A 16,274-nucleotide genomic window follows, 5' to 3' on the forward strand; every position below is an offset into this window, starting at 1 on the left:
TCTATTTATCAATATCCATAGGTAAATAAATACAGCAATGAGCGTTTTCTTTAAGACAGCTGATGATATCTGCTGTCTCAAAGAAAACTCCCTCTACCCTCATGATCTTGTCTTCATCTTCCAGATCAAAAGTTATCCTCAGGCATGGATACATCTGCAAGAGATCATTGATGATCTCTTTGGCTACATCTGCTGACTGAACATCTGTTTTGAAAACATTTACCATAAATGCATATTATTTCTTCTTCCCTATCAGGGAAAAAGGATTGAATGATACTCCTACGTTGAAATAAAAAGTTGGATCCGGGGTGGTTTTGAATACCGGCGAGCCGAATGAATCTTCTTTACGGAAGATCCTGCCGGATGGGATTATCCTCATCCCTGTTTTTGCCGTGAACACAAAATATTTTGCAATGAGATGTTCGTAAGTTAACCCGGAGTTGATATCCAACTGCCTGTATTCATACTTTTGAGAGGTGCCATCTATATTGTACAGGTAAAAGGAGGTTCTATCCATCTCTGCCCCCAATGATACCCTGCCATTGGTGAATACGGGTTTTCTCAGGTAAACACTTCTTGGGAGAACAACATCTGCGATCAGCCCATTATTGAATTTATGCTCATAGGAGAAAGTTGGTATGATGGGACTTTGGGCACTCGGATCAATACTAATGAGTATGCCCGCCGTCATTTTTGTGCGTTGATTGGCTTTCAGGATCATGGTACCTGTGGCCATTCCTTTCACCCTTTCAAGATATTTCTCACTCCCATCTACCAAAATACTGGAAGTATAGATGGTGCGTTTATTAAACAAAGTTGAAAAAAAAGTAAAGTTGACAGATGAAAAAAGATAATGAAAATCGCCGTCAACAGTTTTGACTGTTCCTCCAACAGAGGACACTAAACCGGCTTCCGCAGCGGTATACCTGTAGCCCACAGTAGCACCCAATAGCCAGTTTTTTCTTTTTATAAAGTTGATATTGGCGCTCACTTTAGCCTGCGAGAAACTGTTAACCTTACTATCCGGCAACGACTTCCCTCCTCTTTCTGAAGAAAAGTTATACGGAGCAACATGGGTAAATTCTATATTGAAGGGCCGTGTAATGGCGAATTTGTCGGCCGCATAGGCCACTACCCGTTTGGATATATTCACGCTATCCTTAGCAGCGCCGGGAATACTGTCCCGCGTCTGTGAAAAACTTTCTGCCGATAAAGTCAGCAAACCTAATACTAATGGTACTGCATTTTTCAAAACATCCATCTTCTTTATTTTATACTTTTAATTATAGACCAGGGAAAAAATTATTGTTGGCGAAGTGGAACAAAGAAAGGATTAATACCATAGCAGTTTTCCTTTTTTATACCAAGCCGGTTAGATTTTATATTAAATCCTTTCGGGCCGGAATTTGGTATAAGAACAAGGGTGGTTTGTATAATATCCGGTAACTGCCGGATATATCGTTTTATCTTTGTGCAGGTTTAAGAAACCCTGGAATATCATGAAACACGAACACCCGGAGTTAAAGGAAAGGAAGATTATACAGCTGATCGTTGACGACCGGTACAAGTTTTTACGTCATGCGGTGTTGTTACTTGGATCTCTGGCTATCATTTACAATACCAACCCGGTTTTACAATACTCCGGAACCTACAGGTATTTCAAGTTGTTCTGCGTGTACGGAGCGCTGATAACGATGTGCTACATCAACATGAATGTACTGGTGCCCAGGTTTTTCTTCAAGGGTTGGTACATAAGCTACCTGGCACTCCTGGTTTTACTGGTATTGGTGTTTATGGTACTGATGTTTGTATTATTAAATATGTTTTCCTCGTATGCACAATTGCCGGCGAACCTGTATGCCCCTGCCAATAAAATGGGATTCTATGAAGGAACAATCCTCTTAACACCGATTATCCTGGTCACTACTATGATCAAGCTGTTCCAGCGGTGGATGAGGGACAATGAAAGAATTACGGAGCTAAGGAATATCACCCTGACGATGGAACTAAACGAATTGCGGAACCAGATCAATCCGCATTTCCTGTTTAACATGCTCAATGGAATCAGGGCGCTTATGCGCAGCGATCCGGAGAAAGCCGATATTGTTATTATGAAACTATCCGAATTTCTTCGCTACCAGCTTTATGAGAACAATGAAGAAAAAACACTGCTGAGGTCCGAGATCAATTTCCTGTCCAATTTCCTTGATCTGGAAAAAATCAGAAGAGATAACCTGTCGGTCAGTATCGAAAATCATACGGCTGCTTCAGCCCTGAATCGTATCTTTTTACCACCTAACCTTTTCACTACCTTTGTTGAAAATGCTATAAAGCACAGTGTAAACATAAGCGGGGCGGAATCCTACATCAGGATAAGCACAACCGTTAGCGATGATAAACTTTACTTCCAATGTGTTAATTCGACAGACCCCGGATATATACCCTCCGATGAAAAAAACAGTGGATTAGGCTTAGCAAACATAAAAAGACGGCTTGAACTTTTATATGGCGATAATTGTAATCTTGAGATCACTTCTTCGGAAAATGAGTATAATGTAAAACTAACAATACCGTTATGAACTGTATCATTGTAGATGATGAGCCACTGGCAAGAGAACAAATGCAGACATTGATCAAAGAAGTATCCCGGCTGGAGATATTGGGAAAGTTCACCAATGCTCTCACTGCCCTGGACTTCTTAAAGGAAAATGATGTAGATCTTATTTTTCTCGATATTGAAATGCCGATGGTAACGGGATTACAGTTTGCTGCACAACTGCCCAGGCAAACGCTTACCATTTTTACAACCGCTTATCCGCAATACGCATTAAAGAGTTACGAGCTGGATGCCATCGACTACCTCCTTAAACCCATAGAAAAGTCGAGGTTGGAGAAAGCAATCAATAAAGCGGAGGTATATAGAAAATTGCTTTCAGATGATACCGAAAAGAGTATTATTGAGTCCAATACAGTTGACTTCTTACTGATTAAGTCAGAGCGGAAATTCCATAGGGTCAATTTTGCCGATATCAGGTTTATAGAGGGACTGAAGGATTATGTGGTCATGTATGTTGGTAACCAGAAGCTTATTACTGCCATGAATTTAAAAACCATTCACCAGAAGCTGCCCCAGCACCTTTTCCTGCGGGTCAGCAAGTCCTATGTAGTGAATACAAAATATATAGATTCCTTTGATCACCGCAATATTTACCTCAGCGAATTTGAGATCCCCCTCGGCGAGGTATATAAAAAGGATTTCTTTTCGGTTTTCTCAGGTGGCTCACTCAATCCGGAGGAGTGAGCTGTTTATACTGAGACCCTTTATATTTAAACAGTGAATACTACAAGATCAATAAAGCAACTGTGCTGCCCTTTATTCTTTAACAATTTTGAGGTCTTTAAAGTATCCCTCTGTGCCCACATCCACCCATAAACCAATACCACCCGATGCATCAGGTCCATGTTTCAGGTCGCTGACAATGAGAGATGGTTGTTTGTTTCCATTCAGAAAAAGCTTCGCCTGGTTTTCTTTTACCACTATTTTCATGGTGATCCATTCATTGAGGCCCATGTCGGCATATGACTCATAAACGCCTGGCGATTCGTTACGAAGGCGGTCATACGTATAATTGGGATAGGAAAAATACTGTATGGCGTGATTCCTCCTTAACTGATCCTCCGCTCGTCCGTTAGTGGGCCGTATGTAGATAGCTTCAAACTTATTATTTTCCGGGTTAATTCTAAAGGCAATGCCAATAAAGCCACGCGAAGTCTTCGAGGCGTCTTTCAAAAGTTTGCTGAGCACTTTTACGGTGATCGTTCCGTTTCTGAAATCGCTGTTTTTCAATTTTGCAAAAGTAGGCTCGTCAGCGTCTTTTACAGAAGAGTCTTTGATAACCTTTACGCCGTTTTTTTCAATTGACATTTGTACACTTACGGCCTCCAATGTGTTTACATTCAATGTTGCCGTCTGTCCGCGGGCGTTCCCGGACATAAGTAGTATACCACTTGCAAGTAATGAGAAGATGTATTTCATTTCGTTAGTATTAATTTAGAAATCACCGGAGGGCTTCCCGGAAAAACAGGCAATCAGATCCCAATATACCATAACAGATGCAAACATCTTTACTTTCCATAATCATTACTGTCAACTTGTATACTTTATTGCAGAGCCCCTTTTCCAATGTAGAAGAAGTTTATTATTAACGTATTATTATCATTGCCCTCATGATAAAAATATGCGGAGATAATTTCTAATTTCATTCCATGGAAAACATTGCTTTGTTAAAACAGCTAACCGATAAAACAGCCGGCATTTTATACTTTAGTGAGTCAGAGTATCCGCTAACCATTGAGCAGTGGGGCGTTTTACCACCTGCTGAAGTGCATGGTAAAATAGCGGCATTGCACCATGTTTCACCGGATGCTCTGAAGTCCGTGGAAGAAGAAGCATTTTTTAGCCATATCACCACTGCCGCTGATCCAAATGACGCACCGATTGTTGCCAACGCACAAAAGTTTAAAGCACTCCGGCAATTCCTCCGGGAAAACCTTACGAATATCCAGATAACCCGTGTAGAAGCAGGAGCCAGTATTCCTGTTTACATCACCGGACACCAGGCAGACGGCACCTGCATAGCATTGACTACAACAGCGATAGAATCCTAAGCAATCCGATAATCCATAAAAACCTGCATTATGAAACCCTTCATCAGGCATATCCTTGTTATATGCTTTGGCGGTGTATTGTTCACTTCCTGTAAAAAGGAAGCAACTATCCAACCCCAGGAAACTCTTCCTTCACAACGTAAGGCGACCACAGAACTGACTACCCTGCTGACAGAAAATTTCGAATCCGGCAGTAAAACGGCGTATGCAAGTGGTACGGTAACCTTGTCCAGCGGCTCCTGGACACTGGACGACGCCCTGATTGGCACGCTGTCGGCCGATCTGAAAAATGGTACCAAATCAGTACGTATCAGGAACACCGGTACATTAACGACCAACTTTAATATCGCCGGCGGAGCAGGTACCGTTACCGTTACGGTTCATCACGGCAGCTATGGGTCGGATGGTAGCAGCGACTGGCAGTTATGGACTTCCGGTGATAATGGCGGAAGCTGGCAACAGCAGGGCAGCAACGTTACTACTTCCGGTAACCTGCAGGCAGCTACTTTTACTTTTACCGCTGGCGCCAGTCTGCGGATCAGCATCCGGAAAGTTTCCGGTGGCTCAAACAGGATTAACATCGATGATATTTCCATTACGACCGGCGATGGCGGCAGCAGTCCGCCTCCTGCAGCGGGTGACAACGACAATATGTTACTGGGCAACCCAAGCAACGCGCTGGCAGATATCTCTTCAGAAAATAATTACCTGATGGTAAAAACTTACTATGCGCTATCATATAGCCGTAGCCGTGGTACCCCCAATTGGGTAAGCTGGCACATACAATCATCCGATCTGGGTTCTGTTTCCCGCAGCGATGATTTCAGGGCAGACAACACGTTGCCCGCCGGATGGTACCAGGTACAGAACAGCAGCTACAGCGGCTCAGGATTTGACCGTGGCCACAACTGCCCTTCCGGTGACAGGACATCCACCACCGAAGCCAACTCCGCGACCTTCCTCATGACGAATATGATGCCGCAGGCGCCTAATAACAACCAGCAGACATGGGCCAACCTGGAAAACTATACCCGCAGCCTTGTTAACGCCGGCAATGAGGTATACGTGATCGATGGTAATTATGGCCAGGGCGGCACCGGCTCCCTGGGCGGTGTTACCAATACCATCAACAACGGGAATGTAACAGTTCCGGCCAATATCTGGAAGGTTGTAGTGGTACTGCCTGCAGGCAACAATGACCTGAGCAGGATTAACGGATCAACCCGGGTGATTGCCGTGAATACACCCAACACCAACAGTATTAACTCCGACTGGACCCAATACAGGACAACTGTACGTGATATTGAAAATGCCACTGGTTACAACCTCTTATCAAGTCTGCGCGTAAGCTTACAGGATAGCCTGGAAACGAAGATCGATAACCAGCAATAAAAATATTAGCCATCCATATCAATTACTCATAAACCAGCCTGGCCTGGAAGGTTTATGGGTAATTGATATTCTCTGGTAGTAAAACTGCTTATCAGGTCACTGCTATTGCTTTACCATTGTAAATGTCAGTTTATCGCCCGCCACAATTGAATTTTCCGTATAATAAACCAGTGTTTTACAATCAAAACCGGCCACCGTACCATTTAAAGTACCATCGCTGGTTAGTGTATTCCCCTTCACCTGCCAGGCGCCGTGTTTACTTTCTGCCGGGGTGCAAACGGTGCCTGCGTCGTTGTATTCGTACGTACCATCGCTTTTTAAAGTGATAATATCGTCTTTTTCGCAGGCGTCCATAGACGCCAGGTAGTCTACAGGCGCCGCAGCCGCACTTGCCTGGTACTTCAAAGCCGTCAGTTTGTAGGTTCCCGATAACCCCGTCATACTTATACTGCACTCAGGTGCGTTACTTTCTTCTTTCTGACAGGAAAGGATACAGCTTGTGGCGATGGCCACTAAAACCCATTTCATAGTAATTATTTTCATTTATTTTGTTTATTGATAGTACCTCTTTCCCCCTGCCGATGGTTGGCTAAAGCGAAAAAAATATTTTTTTTGACGGCTACCCAACCTTTGCGGCAAAAAAGAGGGTACTGTTAATGGAATTATCCCGGATGTTAAAAGAAACAAATGAAAAACACTATATTAATAATAGCTGCGGCCTGTTTAACCGGTTGTACTTCCATCAGGCTGACTATCCCGGACGCCTTCAGACAACAGGCTACCATGCAGCATGTGAACGGCGCAAGAGGGAATAAAATGTCGTTCGATCATTTTATGACTTCCAGAATAAAAAGAGGCATTCATTTAAGTTATCCCGGGTGGGGCGGACGAGGTTTCTTCCTGGAAAATCTATTATGGAATAAAATTGGTATCCAGAAAAGCGAAAGTGTAACAAAGGAAAAGGCAAAATTCAGTTATACCTTGTCCGATGGGAACCATAGCGTAGAAGTATATGCAGATGAAAAAGAAGTAACAAAAAAGCTCGAATATGAAGTTATTAATGGCCAGGGGCCCTTCAGCGGTTTCGAGCAACTCCAGCAGTATAAATATGTATTTTCAGCGCTCATCGGCGTTGATACCACACAGGAGAGTAAAAACTGGGAATTACTGATGACAAACATCTATGACAGGAAAGCAGAAAATGATAAAAACCCGTTTACTTATATCAGGCAGGAAGATAATGGACTGGCCACAAACGGTATTGATACTATTTTCATCAAACCATTGAGCATCAAAAATACGGCCCTCCCCGATGGCAAAACCGGCAAGCTGCCGTTTAAACTGCTGTCAGGTTATGAACTAAGTACCAGCGACGGCGTGGTAGCCATTATTGATATGATCGACCGCAATATCTGGTTTTACAATGAGCTGGATGCTACCGGGAAATTAAATATCAGTGCCATTGCAACCGCTATTCTGGCAAGGAAAGTACACGATGCAAAGTGGTAACCCGTTGGTGAACCTGATAATATAATCCGCTGGAACAGGAATTAAACAATATCATCATTGAGTGCCGCAATGGAACAAGAAAGGCACAAGAGCAACTATACCGGCTGCTTTATGGATTTGCCATGACCATTGCCATGCGTTACGCCATAGATGAACATGAGGCCGCCGACATCCTGGGACACGCATTTGTAAAAATGTTCCGGAGCATACAAACTTTTGACGCTACGAAAGGAAATTTTCACGGTTGGTTGAAAAAGATCATCATCAATGAATCATTAGATCATATAAAACAAAGGAGCCGTTTCACCAGCCTGCAACTGGATGCTGCAGAAGAGCCAATTATTAATAATGATATCATTGAGAAAACGGATGCAGCCGCCATACTGCAGCTGGTAAAACAGTTGCCGCCAGCTACCCACGCCGTGTTTGTCTTATATGCTATCGATGGCTACACCCATAAAGAAATCGCCGGGCAACTAAATATCAGCGAAGGTACCAGCAAATGGCATTTAAGTGAAGCAAGGAAAATTCTTCAACAGAAACTAGCAGCAATCAGAACTTAGTGAATACAAACACTCCATATGAGCATTTAATAGCAACAAAGCTGAACCAGGTTCCTGTGCCGGATATGGCAGATAGTATCTGGGCCAGCATTGAAATGCAGCTGGATGCGGTTACTGAAGTACCGGATAAAAAAACTACGCCTAAATTTAAAGGAAAAGGCTGGTATGGTTTTGCCGGATTAACAGTAGCCGTTACAGCGCTGTGGTGGTATTCCAGCTATACAAATCCTACGCAGAAAATTGTAACGCCACAAAAGGATTCATCTGTAACGGAAACGCCCTCCCCTGCTAAAAACATCCCCATATGGATTGACTGTCCCGAAAAGAAAATCATACCGGTTATGCCGGCGCCGGTAAAAACAGATAGTATATCACTGGAAGAAACACCCGGAAACCATACCAACATGGATTCGATGGCGGAGCGGGTATTGCCGCTGATTAAACTGGATTCCTCATCTCATAACAACGCCAACCCGTTTGTTGATTCCATATCTATCCCTCCATCCGTAAAAAAAGCCAAAGGCGTAAAAGGTATCAGCAGTGATGATTACAAAATATCAGCGGAAAAAGATGATGGCAGGAAATATTAAAGATGGTACTCACATAAACCTTTCCGGATGTCTGCAACGTCATCAGGGCTGCAACTACGACCTCCCTCTATTTCAAGGCTAATGAATATTCAGATGCAGAGAGGTAATTTATTTCAAAAGCAGCCATCCATTCCCTCACAAAGGGTTACTCCGGGAACTTGAATAAATTACATCAACATCCCTGTAATAAAAAAAGGCAACAGAAGACTCAAGCTCCTATTGCCCTTAACCCCTTACCTACTCTACTAACGCGTCGTATATCCTCCATTGGCAAAAATGGTTTGCCCGGTAATCCACCAGCCATCTGTAACTAAAAACTCAACCAGCGGAGCGATATCTTTGATATCCGTAAGTCCGCCCAATGCGGAAGCCGCTTTATGATAAGCCACTGCCTCTGTGCTTTCCTGCCCGTAAAAAAACGGGGTATCCATTGGTCCTGGTGCTACAGCCGATACCGAAATACCACGAACACCAAACTCTTTGGATGCGGCACGGGTAAAGTCTTCCACCGGTGCTTTCATTCCGGCATAAGTAGAATAGTACCCGGTAAATGCCGCCAGCAGAGAGGTAACGATGGTACATATCTTACCATTACCATTCAATTTTTTCCCGGCTTCCTGAATAAAGAAATATGCTACTTTGGAGTTAATGTCCGACATACTGTCGTACTCCGCTTCGGTGGTGTCTACATACGGCTTCTTCAAAACCTTACCAACGGTGTTGATGGCAATGTCTATTCCGCCAAATTTATCAATGGCTTCATCAAAGAATTTAGCAATGTTTTTAACATCAGTGAGGTCAGCCTGAAACAGGAATGCTTCAGCTCCTAAAGCTTCTACATCAGCCAGTGTTTTTTCTGCATCAGCTTTGGTACTCCCGCTGTTGTAGTGGATTGCCAGTTTTGCTCCTTTCGCTGCAAAATTACGGCTTAATAGTCCTCCCAGGTTTTTCGCTCCACCCGCGATCAAAACCACTTTTCCATTTAAATCGTTTCTTGCCATATTAATTGTTTTAATTACGGCAAAGGTCTGTATGCTAAATAGGTTTATCGTGGTGAACTTTTCGGAAGTTTCAACCTGGCAGATTATTTTTCCGCCATTGATCCGGTGTCAACCGTACATATTTTTTGAAGAATTTTGAGAAATTGGAAGGATCGTAAGTCAGGGTCATAGCAATATGTGCAATAGAAGCGTCTGTTTCCTGCAAAAGTTGTTTGGCCTTTTCTATAATTTTCTGATCATAGAAATGACAGGGATGAGCGCCCATTGTTTGCTTGATGGTATCAGTCAGGTGCTTGTGTGAAACACATAATTCAGAAGCGATTTCATTCAGCTCCATCATTTCTGTTACTCTCCCCTGTACCAGATCATCAATGTGTTTGTCTAAAAACACAAAGTACTGACTGGTTATTTCCTCACTCCTTTTTATCCGCTTATTACCAGTATCAGCCATTATCACTTTTTTACAAATTTAATATCTAAAGATTAGATATCCATACCAAACATTTTTTGGGTAATCGCAACTATTAAACTAGTTTAGGTCAATAGTCCATCGGCGATACTTAATAGTTTGACAGTTATGAAAAAACATCTGGTTATTTTACTTGGCATACTTTCCTTGTCTTCAGTGGTCGCAGCACAGCAACCCAAAATGGCTCCCACCCAGTCTCTTTCTATAAAAGACCTGGAAAATGCTTTCTATGCCGGTGAGAAGGTAAAAGAATACCTGGTAAAAAAGGGTTTTAAAACAGACCGTATCCTGAACAATAATGATTACAACGAAGACACTGTCGTAACCAGCAACGGAAAAGGCGATAAGATCCTCCTGGTTTATTATTACGGTCGTGTCACGATGTTACTTTTCCAAACTAGTGCTCTATCAACAGCCAAAAAAGTGTTGAGCAGTGCGCCGCCCCGCTACCAGTTGGCCGACAGCGTAGAACTGGCTAAGGGCCCTGATGCCAAAACATTCTTCCAGAAAAGATATGCTTACCTGGAAAAACGGAATACGCCAACATCTCTTACTCCTCCGCCACCTTATCCGGATGTAAGGTTTGTTTTTTGTTTTACCAACCCATCTGAAGGAAATGAAAAAAAACAGTACACTATTCATTTCTTGCAAACAAAAACAACAGTAAACGCAGGCGACATAGTGGAAATGTCGAATCAACAGAACCGGCCGCCGGAGATCAGCTCCTATGAGTATGACCGTTTCCAGATCGATTCACTTAAAGTGGACCGGTATATACATCCCACCAAAATCAACCCTATTGCTCCCGGTGTACCCGGCCAGATGAATGAATTCATTCTTCAACATATTTTTAATGATCATTACCTGCCGCTTCAATTCCTGGATTACTCCGGGGTGCAATCAATTTTCATAAGCCCCAACAATGAAAAACAACGTTCATTGGAATATCAATTTAATACTGCCGGGCAACTGACGGCTGTTCTGTTAAAAAGACAGCAACCTTCCTCTGAAAGAGATTGGGAACAATATATTCCTTTCGATGCAGAGGCGTATTCACTGGTTACTATCGATAACAAACCTGCAGATTTTGGTTTTGATACCCGGACGCATGCCATAGCATACGAACAAACCATTCCTGTTAAAGCAGGCAATGTTTCCCTGGATTATAACATGGACACTGTTATCGCATACAGCCCTAACTGGTTAAGGGTCTATAAAATGCTCAACAAAACCTTTTTCCTGATTGAAGAATACCATCTTTCACCCGAAAGTTACCGGAACAAAAAATTAAATACGGGACATAAATTTACACTGGAGGAAAAAGACGGAAATGTATATTATTCCTGCTATCAGACTGAAAAAGACCGCGCCATATTTAAGCGCCGCTATTCCAACACCAAATGGGAGCTGCCCTTAACCATCTTCGATTATGATGCCAATCGCGCGGACTACAGCCGTTTATTTGAAAGTTACCGACAAAAAGAGCCGGGGCAGATTGTAAAAGAAACCAGGCAAAACGGAACTTATACTTATACCATCGGGCAGTCTCATCTGAAAGAGTTAACGGATTGTAAGGTGATGTATAGAGCGTATTAGGGCAAAAGATCATTTTGGTTATCTTTGCCAACATCTTTTGATAAATGCACCCATGAAAAAAGAATTCGACGCCTTGTAGCACCAATTGTGTTTACAAGTGAAAAAAAACAAATGTCTGAAAGAGACAACCCATCGCAGAACTTATAACCTGGTTAGAAAAGAAACGTACGCCATTTGCCCAAGATGCCACTGGCATCCCACTTTTTGGCGATGGTGCGGGGACAATCCCTTTATCTGCATGACATATAAAGATGATGGAACCAACAAGCCTTACGCATCCAGATTTAAAAATCATCCCAACTGGAAAATTGTTTCAAAAAACAAGAAACAGTGGATGAAAAAAAGATTCCTGGAAAACCGTACGACCAGGCCCGATGGCAGCCTGCTGATCCAGTACGGCTGGTAAAACCACTAACGCCCTGCAATTAACACTGTAGGGCTTTTTTTATCTTCTTTTCGGTAGCTCCACATAAAAAGTGGTACCGGCGCCGGCATTACTTTCAAACCAGATCTTACCTTCATGCGCTTCTACAATCTGCCGGGAAATAGCTAGTCCTAAACCAAAAGACTGCTCTCCCGAAGTCCCCTGCCTCTTGGCATCTGTAAACATACTGAAAACCTTGTTCCTTAAATTCTCAGGTATTCCTATGCCATGATCGGCTACGCTGATCAGAACAGCATCCTGCTGGTCGACCAGGGCTACATTGATTACAGATCCTTCGGGGCTGAATTTCATTGCATTTACAACTATATTGCTGATCACCCTCCAGATCTTTTCCCTGTTTATAGGGATCACTATTTCTTCGGTATGCAATGTGATCATTTGGTTCTTCTCACTTGACTTGAACTTTAACAGGTCAATACAATAACGAAGCAGGGTGTGTATTTCAACAGGCTCTTTTGTCAGGCCTTCTGCGGTGATATTCATATTCAGCAGGTCGGCTATCATGTCCAGGGAATGAAGACTGGAAGTTTTCATCAGCCCAAGCATTTCCCTGTCTGCCGGCTGCAACTCGTCATTTTCAAGTAGCAGCGTGGCGATGCTGACGGCGGCGGCTATTGGATTTCTCAGGTCGTGTGCAACGATCTTCATGATACGGGTGTTTTCCTGCTGACTTTGTTCCAGCGATCCAAGCGCCATTTGCAACTGTTCATTTTTCTGAGCCAGCTTATTGTTGAGCTCTTTGGAACGTCTCAGGCTATACCATACCCCTGCGAGGATAACAACCACCATGATAGAAAAAACCACAAACCCGGTCAGATAGCCGGTTTTCAGCTCATTATCTTTTTTTAACAGGGCCAGTTTATATTGCTGCTCCGTGTCTTTGAAGATAGCATCCATGTCAATATCCCTTAACCCGGCACTGACCTTGCTAACAGAGTCCTGCGCCCTTTGAAATTTCTTTATAAATGGATAGGCCAGTTGATACTGCCCGGTTTTATCAAAATAATTCCATTTTACTTTATACCATCTCTGGCGAAGATTTTCATTTGTCGGGTTGTTCCCCTCTTTGCCCAGGTATGCTTCCAGCTGATCCAGCAGTTCGCCCGCCTCGTTGAAGCGTTTCTGCTTCACGTAAAGCCCTGCCAGCTTCAGCTTTGCCGTTTGGGCATCCTGGAAATCATGATCCGGGTTACTGTTAACGGTGATACTCTCTTTTAAATAGTGTTCCGCTTCCTTGTCCTGATGCTGTTCGGCATAAACACCACCAAGGTTGCCGTAGATCACCCCACGGGAGGTTTCAATAAAGTTTTTTCTCTCAGGATATTTATGGGCATTCTGGTCAATAAATGCCAGTCCTTTTTGATAATAATAAATCGCACTATCAGGCATGCCCGCCAGTTCATACGCCAGTGCAATGGCGGTTAATGTGCTTTGCCTGAATGAGAAGTACTTATTAAACCTGTCATCGGTTTTACAGGTCGCATTTTCACTAAGCGCCTGTATCAGATAGGGAATGGCTTTTAAATATTGTCCCTGGCTATACCTGACCAGCCCCAGCTTGCTCGTAAATTCAAAATAACTGCAGCTGTCCAGGTGCTGATGCGCGAAGGTTCTCCCATCATAATAGTATTTAAAGGCCTCTGCATATCTTCTTTCTGCCAACAACACATGGCCTTTGGCGAAAATGGCATTGGCATATTCAGTTTTATATCTTTCTTCATTACCTTTTAAGATAAAAGTCATGCTATCTGCATTCAACCGGGCTTTTTTCAGGTTAAAATCATAGTTCAGGTAGAAATTGACCTTATGGTTATACTTCTCCCACTGATCAATGGGCCCGGGGGCAGGAATTTGCTGAAAAGCAGAGTCAAGGTAATGGATGGACTCCTGGACTTTGCCCACATTTAACAGGTCATTTGTGCTGTCGAGAATGGCCTCCACCAGTTTTGGATGATCCGGGACTTCCCGGGCAGGCTCCTCCCTGCAGGAACTCAGCCAGCAGGTAACCAGGACCGACACCTGCAGCAACAGGGAATAACAACCGGTGGTTTTTACGGACATGGGACGATTTAAAGGGTGATGCTTCCTACAATTTAACAAATTGACGGGAAATAAGATCACTACCGGGAAATGAGCCCTTTATACCCCGAAAATTTATGGTTAATATGTTAACTTTGTGTATGCAAAACAGAGAATTAGGGGAGGATAAATCGCTGTTATTAAAAGTAGCTGGTGGTGATCAACGAGCATTTCGCCTAATTTTCGATGCCTATAGCAACCGGGTGTTTACTTACGCCTTCAGGTACCTGAAATCAAAAGAACTTTCTGAAGAAATTGTACAGGAAGTATTTGTAAAGATCTGGGTAAAAAGAGATGGCTTACCTGAAATAGGCAATTTTGGGGGATTTATCAGAACCGTTACCAATAATCTCACCTTAGACGCCCTGAGAAAACGGGCCCTGGATTACAAAACCATCAATGAAGGTAAACACAAATGGTCTGACCAGGACAATGCCACCGAAGAGGATATCATGCTCAAAGACTCCCGGGCTTATATGGCTATGGCAATAGATCAGCTGCCCAAACAGCAGAAACTCGTTTATCAAATGTGCTACATAGAAGGACTAAAACAAAAAGATGTAGCAAAAAAACTTAATATCTCCCCTTTAACCGTAAAGGTGCATCTCAGGGAAGCTGTAAAAACATTAAAAGCACATCTTAAGGATGGTAATTCCCTGCCCCTGATCTCGCTGGTGCTGCTCGGGATATGTAAATAATTATTTTTTTTCTCCCCCTACTCCTTTTCCAATTTTGGTTCGTCAGATATTATAAAGGGCTTTGAACAACCTGTTCAACAAGAGTTTTATGAAAAAAGAGCGAATCGAATATTTGATTAAGAAATATGCCGGCAACACCATCACCAGTGCTGAAGAGGCCGAACTTATGCAATTCATAGGGCATAAGGACAATGATCTTAATGAAATAAGGGCTTTGATGGAGGAAACCTGGGATGACGGCACAGAGCCATTAGTGTTGGATAATCAGGCGGCCGACCGGATTTTTGAACAGGTAATAAAATCAGACCAGCCCTCCCGGATGCGATGGCTCCGGCCCTGGATGGGCTGGGCGGCAGCATTTATCCTGCTCTGTTTCGGAACCACTTTCTTTTATCCAAAGTATTCCGGCCAACAAAACACCGCTGATCGTTTCCCCGTGGTAAATGCCATTGCCAGATCAGAACATAAAAAGATCATACTACCAGACGGAAGCACTGTTATACTGAACAACAATAGTACACTCGAATATCCTGAAAAATTTACCGGGCCCACCAGAACAGTGACGCTGAAAGGCGAAGGCTACTTTGATATTCTGCACAATCCGGCCAGCCCGTTTATTGTACAATCAGGAAAACTGAAAACAACCGTATTAGGCACCGCCTTTAACATAAAAGCGCTGAATGGCAACGATGAGATTATCGTAACAGTGACCAGGGGCAGGGTCAGCGTGGCCGATGAGCATAAAGTATTGGGAATCCTGGAACCCAATGAACAAATGGTTTTTCATACCGGCGACAAGAAGCCCGACCTGGTTAAAGTGCAGGCGAAAGAAATAGTGCAATGGCAGCAAAACGACCTGTTTTTTGAGAATATTACGATGGAAGAAGCAGCCGCGGTACTTTCTCAAAGGTTCAATACCAGGATCACCTTCTTAAATGACCAGGGAAAAAACTGCCGCTTTACAGCCACCTTCCTGAAAGGGGAAAGTCTTGATGAAATCATTAAAGTCATTACATCCTTTAACGATGCAGAATATAAAACTTTGCCAGGGGAAATTATAATCTCCGGAAAAAATTGCAATAACTAACAATCAATAACCAACCAACTCACGAATCAACCAATTATCAGGCTGCCAGTCGGCAATTAATCATTATTAACCAAAAGATGAGGAAAGAATTATATCACCTGCGCATTTGATAGAAACTCCCTGTCGCTAAACAGGGAGCTGTAATTGTTTTGCTTCAACGCTAATTGGAGCAAATTG

The 16,274-nt window shown here is 43.1% G+C and carries 18 protein-coding genes; 11 read left to right on the forward strand and 7 right to left on the reverse strand.

Features of this window, described 5'->3' with window-relative positions; genetic code table 11:
• Window position 1: 1 nt before the first annotated feature.
• Both B5Z18_RS02670 and B5Z18_RS02675 read right to left on the reverse strand, forming a co-directional pair.
• Window positions 2-226 (reverse strand): hypothetical protein, encoded by a 225-nt coding sequence (locus tag B5Z18_RS02670; protein ID WP_079467846.1) that lies wholly within the window; start codon window positions 224-226, stop codon window positions 2-4.
• 9 nt (window positions 227-235) lie between these two features.
• Window positions 236-1,261 carry a hypothetical protein gene (locus B5Z18_RS02675; protein WP_079467847.1) on the reverse strand — a complete coding sequence of 342 codons (1,026 nt, stop codon included), beginning with the start codon at window positions 1,259-1,261 and terminating at the stop codon, window positions 236-238.
• 238 nt (window positions 1,262-1,499) lie between these two features.
• Here B5Z18_RS02675 and B5Z18_RS02680 point away from each other — a divergent pair, with 238 nt between their 5' ends.
• Complete coding sequence (locus B5Z18_RS02680; RefSeq protein ID WP_079467848.1) at window positions 1,500-2,579, forward strand: sensor histidine kinase; 1,080 nt, start codon at window positions 1,500-1,502, stop codon at window positions 2,577-2,579.
• Window positions 2,576-3,301, forward strand: a complete 726-nt coding sequence (locus B5Z18_RS02685; protein ID WP_079467849.1) for a LytR/AlgR family response regulator transcription factor — start codon at window positions 2,576-2,578, stop codon at window positions 3,299-3,301. The genes B5Z18_RS02680 and B5Z18_RS02685 overlap by 4 nt, the downstream gene beginning before the upstream one ends.
• A 72-nt stretch (window positions 3,302-3,373) precedes the next feature.
• Here the strand turns inward: B5Z18_RS02685 and B5Z18_RS02690 are convergent, their stop codons facing one another.
• Window positions 3,374-4,036, reverse strand: a complete 663-nt coding sequence (locus B5Z18_RS02690) for a 3-keto-alpha-glucoside-1,2-lyase-like domain-containing protein (protein ID WP_143313474.1) — start codon at window positions 4,034-4,036, stop codon at window positions 3,374-3,376.
• Between the two features lie 230 nt (window positions 4,037-4,266).
• Here B5Z18_RS02690 and B5Z18_RS02695 point away from each other — a divergent pair, with 230 nt between their 5' ends.
• Window positions 4,267-4,668, forward strand: a complete 402-nt coding sequence (locus B5Z18_RS02695) for a nuclease A inhibitor family protein (protein WP_079467851.1) — start codon at window positions 4,267-4,269, stop codon at window positions 4,666-4,668.
• Window positions 4,669-4,698: 30 nt separating this feature from the next.
• Complete coding sequence (locus tag B5Z18_RS02700) at window positions 4,699-6,060, forward strand: DNA/RNA non-specific endonuclease (RefSeq protein ID WP_079467852.1); 1,362 nt, start codon at window positions 4,699-4,701, stop codon at window positions 6,058-6,060.
• A 102-nt stretch (window positions 6,061-6,162) separates the two neighbouring features.
• On the opposite strand, the gene B5Z18_RS02705 is transcribed toward B5Z18_RS02700, so the two are convergent.
• On the reverse strand, window positions 6,163-6,588 hold the full coding sequence (locus B5Z18_RS02705) for a lipocalin-like domain-containing protein (RefSeq protein ID WP_159454164.1): 426 nt from the start codon (window positions 6,586-6,588) through the stop codon (window positions 6,163-6,165).
• Window positions 6,589-6,747: 159 nt separating this feature from the next.
• Here B5Z18_RS02705 and B5Z18_RS02710 point away from each other — a divergent pair, with 159 nt between their 5' ends.
• The 3 genes from B5Z18_RS02710 to B5Z18_RS02720 are packed head-to-tail and all read left to right on the forward strand — an operon-like array spanning window position 6,748 to window position 8,722.
• Window positions 6,748-7,569 (forward strand): hypothetical protein, encoded by an 822-nt coding sequence (locus B5Z18_RS02710; RefSeq protein WP_079467854.1) that lies wholly within the window; start codon window positions 6,748-6,750, stop codon window positions 7,567-7,569.
• A gap of 29 nt (window positions 7,570-7,598) precedes the next feature.
• Complete coding sequence (locus tag B5Z18_RS02715) at window positions 7,599-8,132, forward strand: RNA polymerase sigma factor (RefSeq protein WP_079467855.1); 534 nt, start codon at window positions 7,599-7,601, stop codon at window positions 8,130-8,132.
• A complete protein-coding gene (locus B5Z18_RS02720) occupies window positions 8,132-8,722 on the forward strand; it encodes a hypothetical protein (protein ID WP_079467856.1) in 591 nt (196 codons plus the stop codon). The genes B5Z18_RS02715 and B5Z18_RS02720 overlap by 1 nt, the downstream gene beginning before the upstream one ends.
• 245 nt (window positions 8,723-8,967) lie before the next feature.
• On the opposite strand, the gene B5Z18_RS02725 is transcribed toward B5Z18_RS02720, so the two are convergent.
• Both B5Z18_RS02725 and B5Z18_RS02730 read right to left on the reverse strand, forming a co-directional pair.
• Window positions 8,968-9,723, reverse strand: coding sequence for an SDR family oxidoreductase (locus B5Z18_RS02725; RefSeq protein ID WP_079467857.1), 756 nt, complete (start codon window positions 9,721-9,723; stop codon window positions 8,968-8,970).
• A gap of 70 nt (window positions 9,724-9,793) precedes the next feature.
• Complete coding sequence (locus tag B5Z18_RS02730) at window positions 9,794-10,174, reverse strand: helix-turn-helix domain-containing protein (RefSeq protein WP_079467858.1); 381 nt, start codon at window positions 10,172-10,174, stop codon at window positions 9,794-9,796.
• A 126-nt stretch (window positions 10,175-10,300) separates the two neighbouring features.
• Here B5Z18_RS02730 and B5Z18_RS02735 point away from each other — a divergent pair, with 126 nt between their 5' ends.
• On the forward strand, window positions 10,301-11,788 hold the full coding sequence (locus tag B5Z18_RS02735; RefSeq protein ID WP_079467859.1) for a hypothetical protein: 1,488 nt from the start codon (window positions 10,301-10,303) through the stop codon (window positions 11,786-11,788).
• 238 nt (window positions 11,789-12,026) lie between these two features.
• On the forward strand, window positions 12,027-12,194 hold the full coding sequence (locus B5Z18_RS32430; RefSeq protein ID WP_159454165.1) for a hypothetical protein: 168 nt from the start codon (window positions 12,027-12,029) through the stop codon (window positions 12,192-12,194).
• A 39-nt stretch (window positions 12,195-12,233) separates the two neighbouring features.
• On the opposite strand, the gene B5Z18_RS02740 is transcribed toward B5Z18_RS32430, so the two are convergent.
• Window positions 12,234-14,294 (reverse strand): tetratricopeptide repeat-containing sensor histidine kinase, encoded by a 2,061-nt coding sequence (locus B5Z18_RS02740; RefSeq protein ID WP_079467860.1) that lies wholly within the window; start codon window positions 14,292-14,294, stop codon window positions 12,234-12,236.
• 119 nt (window positions 14,295-14,413) lie between these two features.
• Here B5Z18_RS02740 and B5Z18_RS02745 point away from each other — a divergent pair, with 119 nt between their 5' ends.
• Complete coding sequence (locus tag B5Z18_RS02745) at window positions 14,414-15,010, forward strand: RNA polymerase sigma factor (protein WP_159454166.1); 597 nt, start codon at window positions 14,414-14,416, stop codon at window positions 15,008-15,010.
• Window positions 15,011-15,098: 88 nt separating this feature from the next.
• Window positions 15,099-16,097 (forward strand): FecR family protein, encoded by a 999-nt coding sequence (locus B5Z18_RS02750; RefSeq protein ID WP_079467862.1) that lies wholly within the window; start codon window positions 15,099-15,101, stop codon window positions 16,095-16,097.
• Window positions 16,098-16,274: the final 177 nt, after the last annotated feature.

The organism is Chitinophaga ginsengisegetis, assembly GCF_900168065.1.
GTDB classification, from domain to species: Bacteria; Bacteroidota; Bacteroidia; order Chitinophagales; family Chitinophagaceae; genus Chitinophaga; species Chitinophaga ginsengisegetis.

Coding starts and splice junctions, on each gene's coding strand:
- B5Z18_RS02670 (WP_079467846.1), bottom strand. CDS start 226: ATGGTAAATGTTTTCAAAACAGATGTTCAGTCAGCAGATGTAGCCAAA.
- B5Z18_RS02675 (WP_079467847.1), bottom strand. CDS start 1,261: ATGGATGTTTTGAAAAATGCAGTACCATTAGTATTAGGTTTGCTGACT.
- B5Z18_RS02680 (WP_079467848.1), top strand. CDS start 1,500: ATGAAACACGAACACCCGGAGTTAAAGGAAAGGAAGATTATACAGCTG.
- B5Z18_RS02685 (WP_079467849.1), top strand. CDS start 2,576: ATGAACTGTATCATTGTAGATGATGAGCCACTGGCAAGAGAACAAATG.
- B5Z18_RS02690 (WP_143313474.1), bottom strand. CDS start 4,036: ATGAAATACATCTTCTCATTACTTGCAAGTGGTATACTACTTATGTCC.
- B5Z18_RS02695 (WP_079467851.1), top strand. CDS start 4,267: ATGGAAAACATTGCTTTGTTAAAACAGCTAACCGATAAAACAGCCGGC.
- B5Z18_RS02700 (WP_079467852.1), top strand. CDS start 4,699: ATGAAACCCTTCATCAGGCATATCCTTGTTATATGCTTTGGCGGTGTA.
- B5Z18_RS02705 (WP_159454164.1), bottom strand. CDS start 6,588: ATGAAATGGGTTTTAGTGGCCATCGCCACAAGCTGTATCCTTTCCTGT.
- B5Z18_RS02710 (WP_079467854.1), top strand. CDS start 6,748: ATGAAAAACACTATATTAATAATAGCTGCGGCCTGTTTAACCGGTTGT.
- B5Z18_RS02725 (WP_079467857.1), bottom strand. CDS start 9,723: ATGGCAAGAAACGATTTAAATGGAAAAGTGGTTTTGATCGCGGGTGGA.
- B5Z18_RS02730 (WP_079467858.1), bottom strand. CDS start 10,174: ATGGCTGATACTGGTAATAAGCGGATAAAAAGGAGTGAGGAAATAACC.
- B5Z18_RS02735 (WP_079467859.1), top strand. CDS start 10,301: ATGAAAAAACATCTGGTTATTTTACTTGGCATACTTTCCTTGTCTTCA.
- B5Z18_RS32430 (WP_159454165.1), top strand. CDS start 12,027: ATGACATATAAAGATGATGGAACCAACAAGCCTTACGCATCCAGATTT.
- B5Z18_RS02740 (WP_079467860.1), bottom strand. CDS start 14,294: ATGTCCGTAAAAACCACCGGTTGTTATTCCCTGTTGCTGCAGGTGTCG.
- B5Z18_RS02745 (WP_159454166.1), top strand. CDS start 14,414: ATGCAAAACAGAGAATTAGGGGAGGATAAATCGCTGTTATTAAAAGTA.
- B5Z18_RS02750 (WP_079467862.1), top strand. CDS start 15,099: ATGAAAAAAGAGCGAATCGAATATTTGATTAAGAAATATGCCGGCAAC.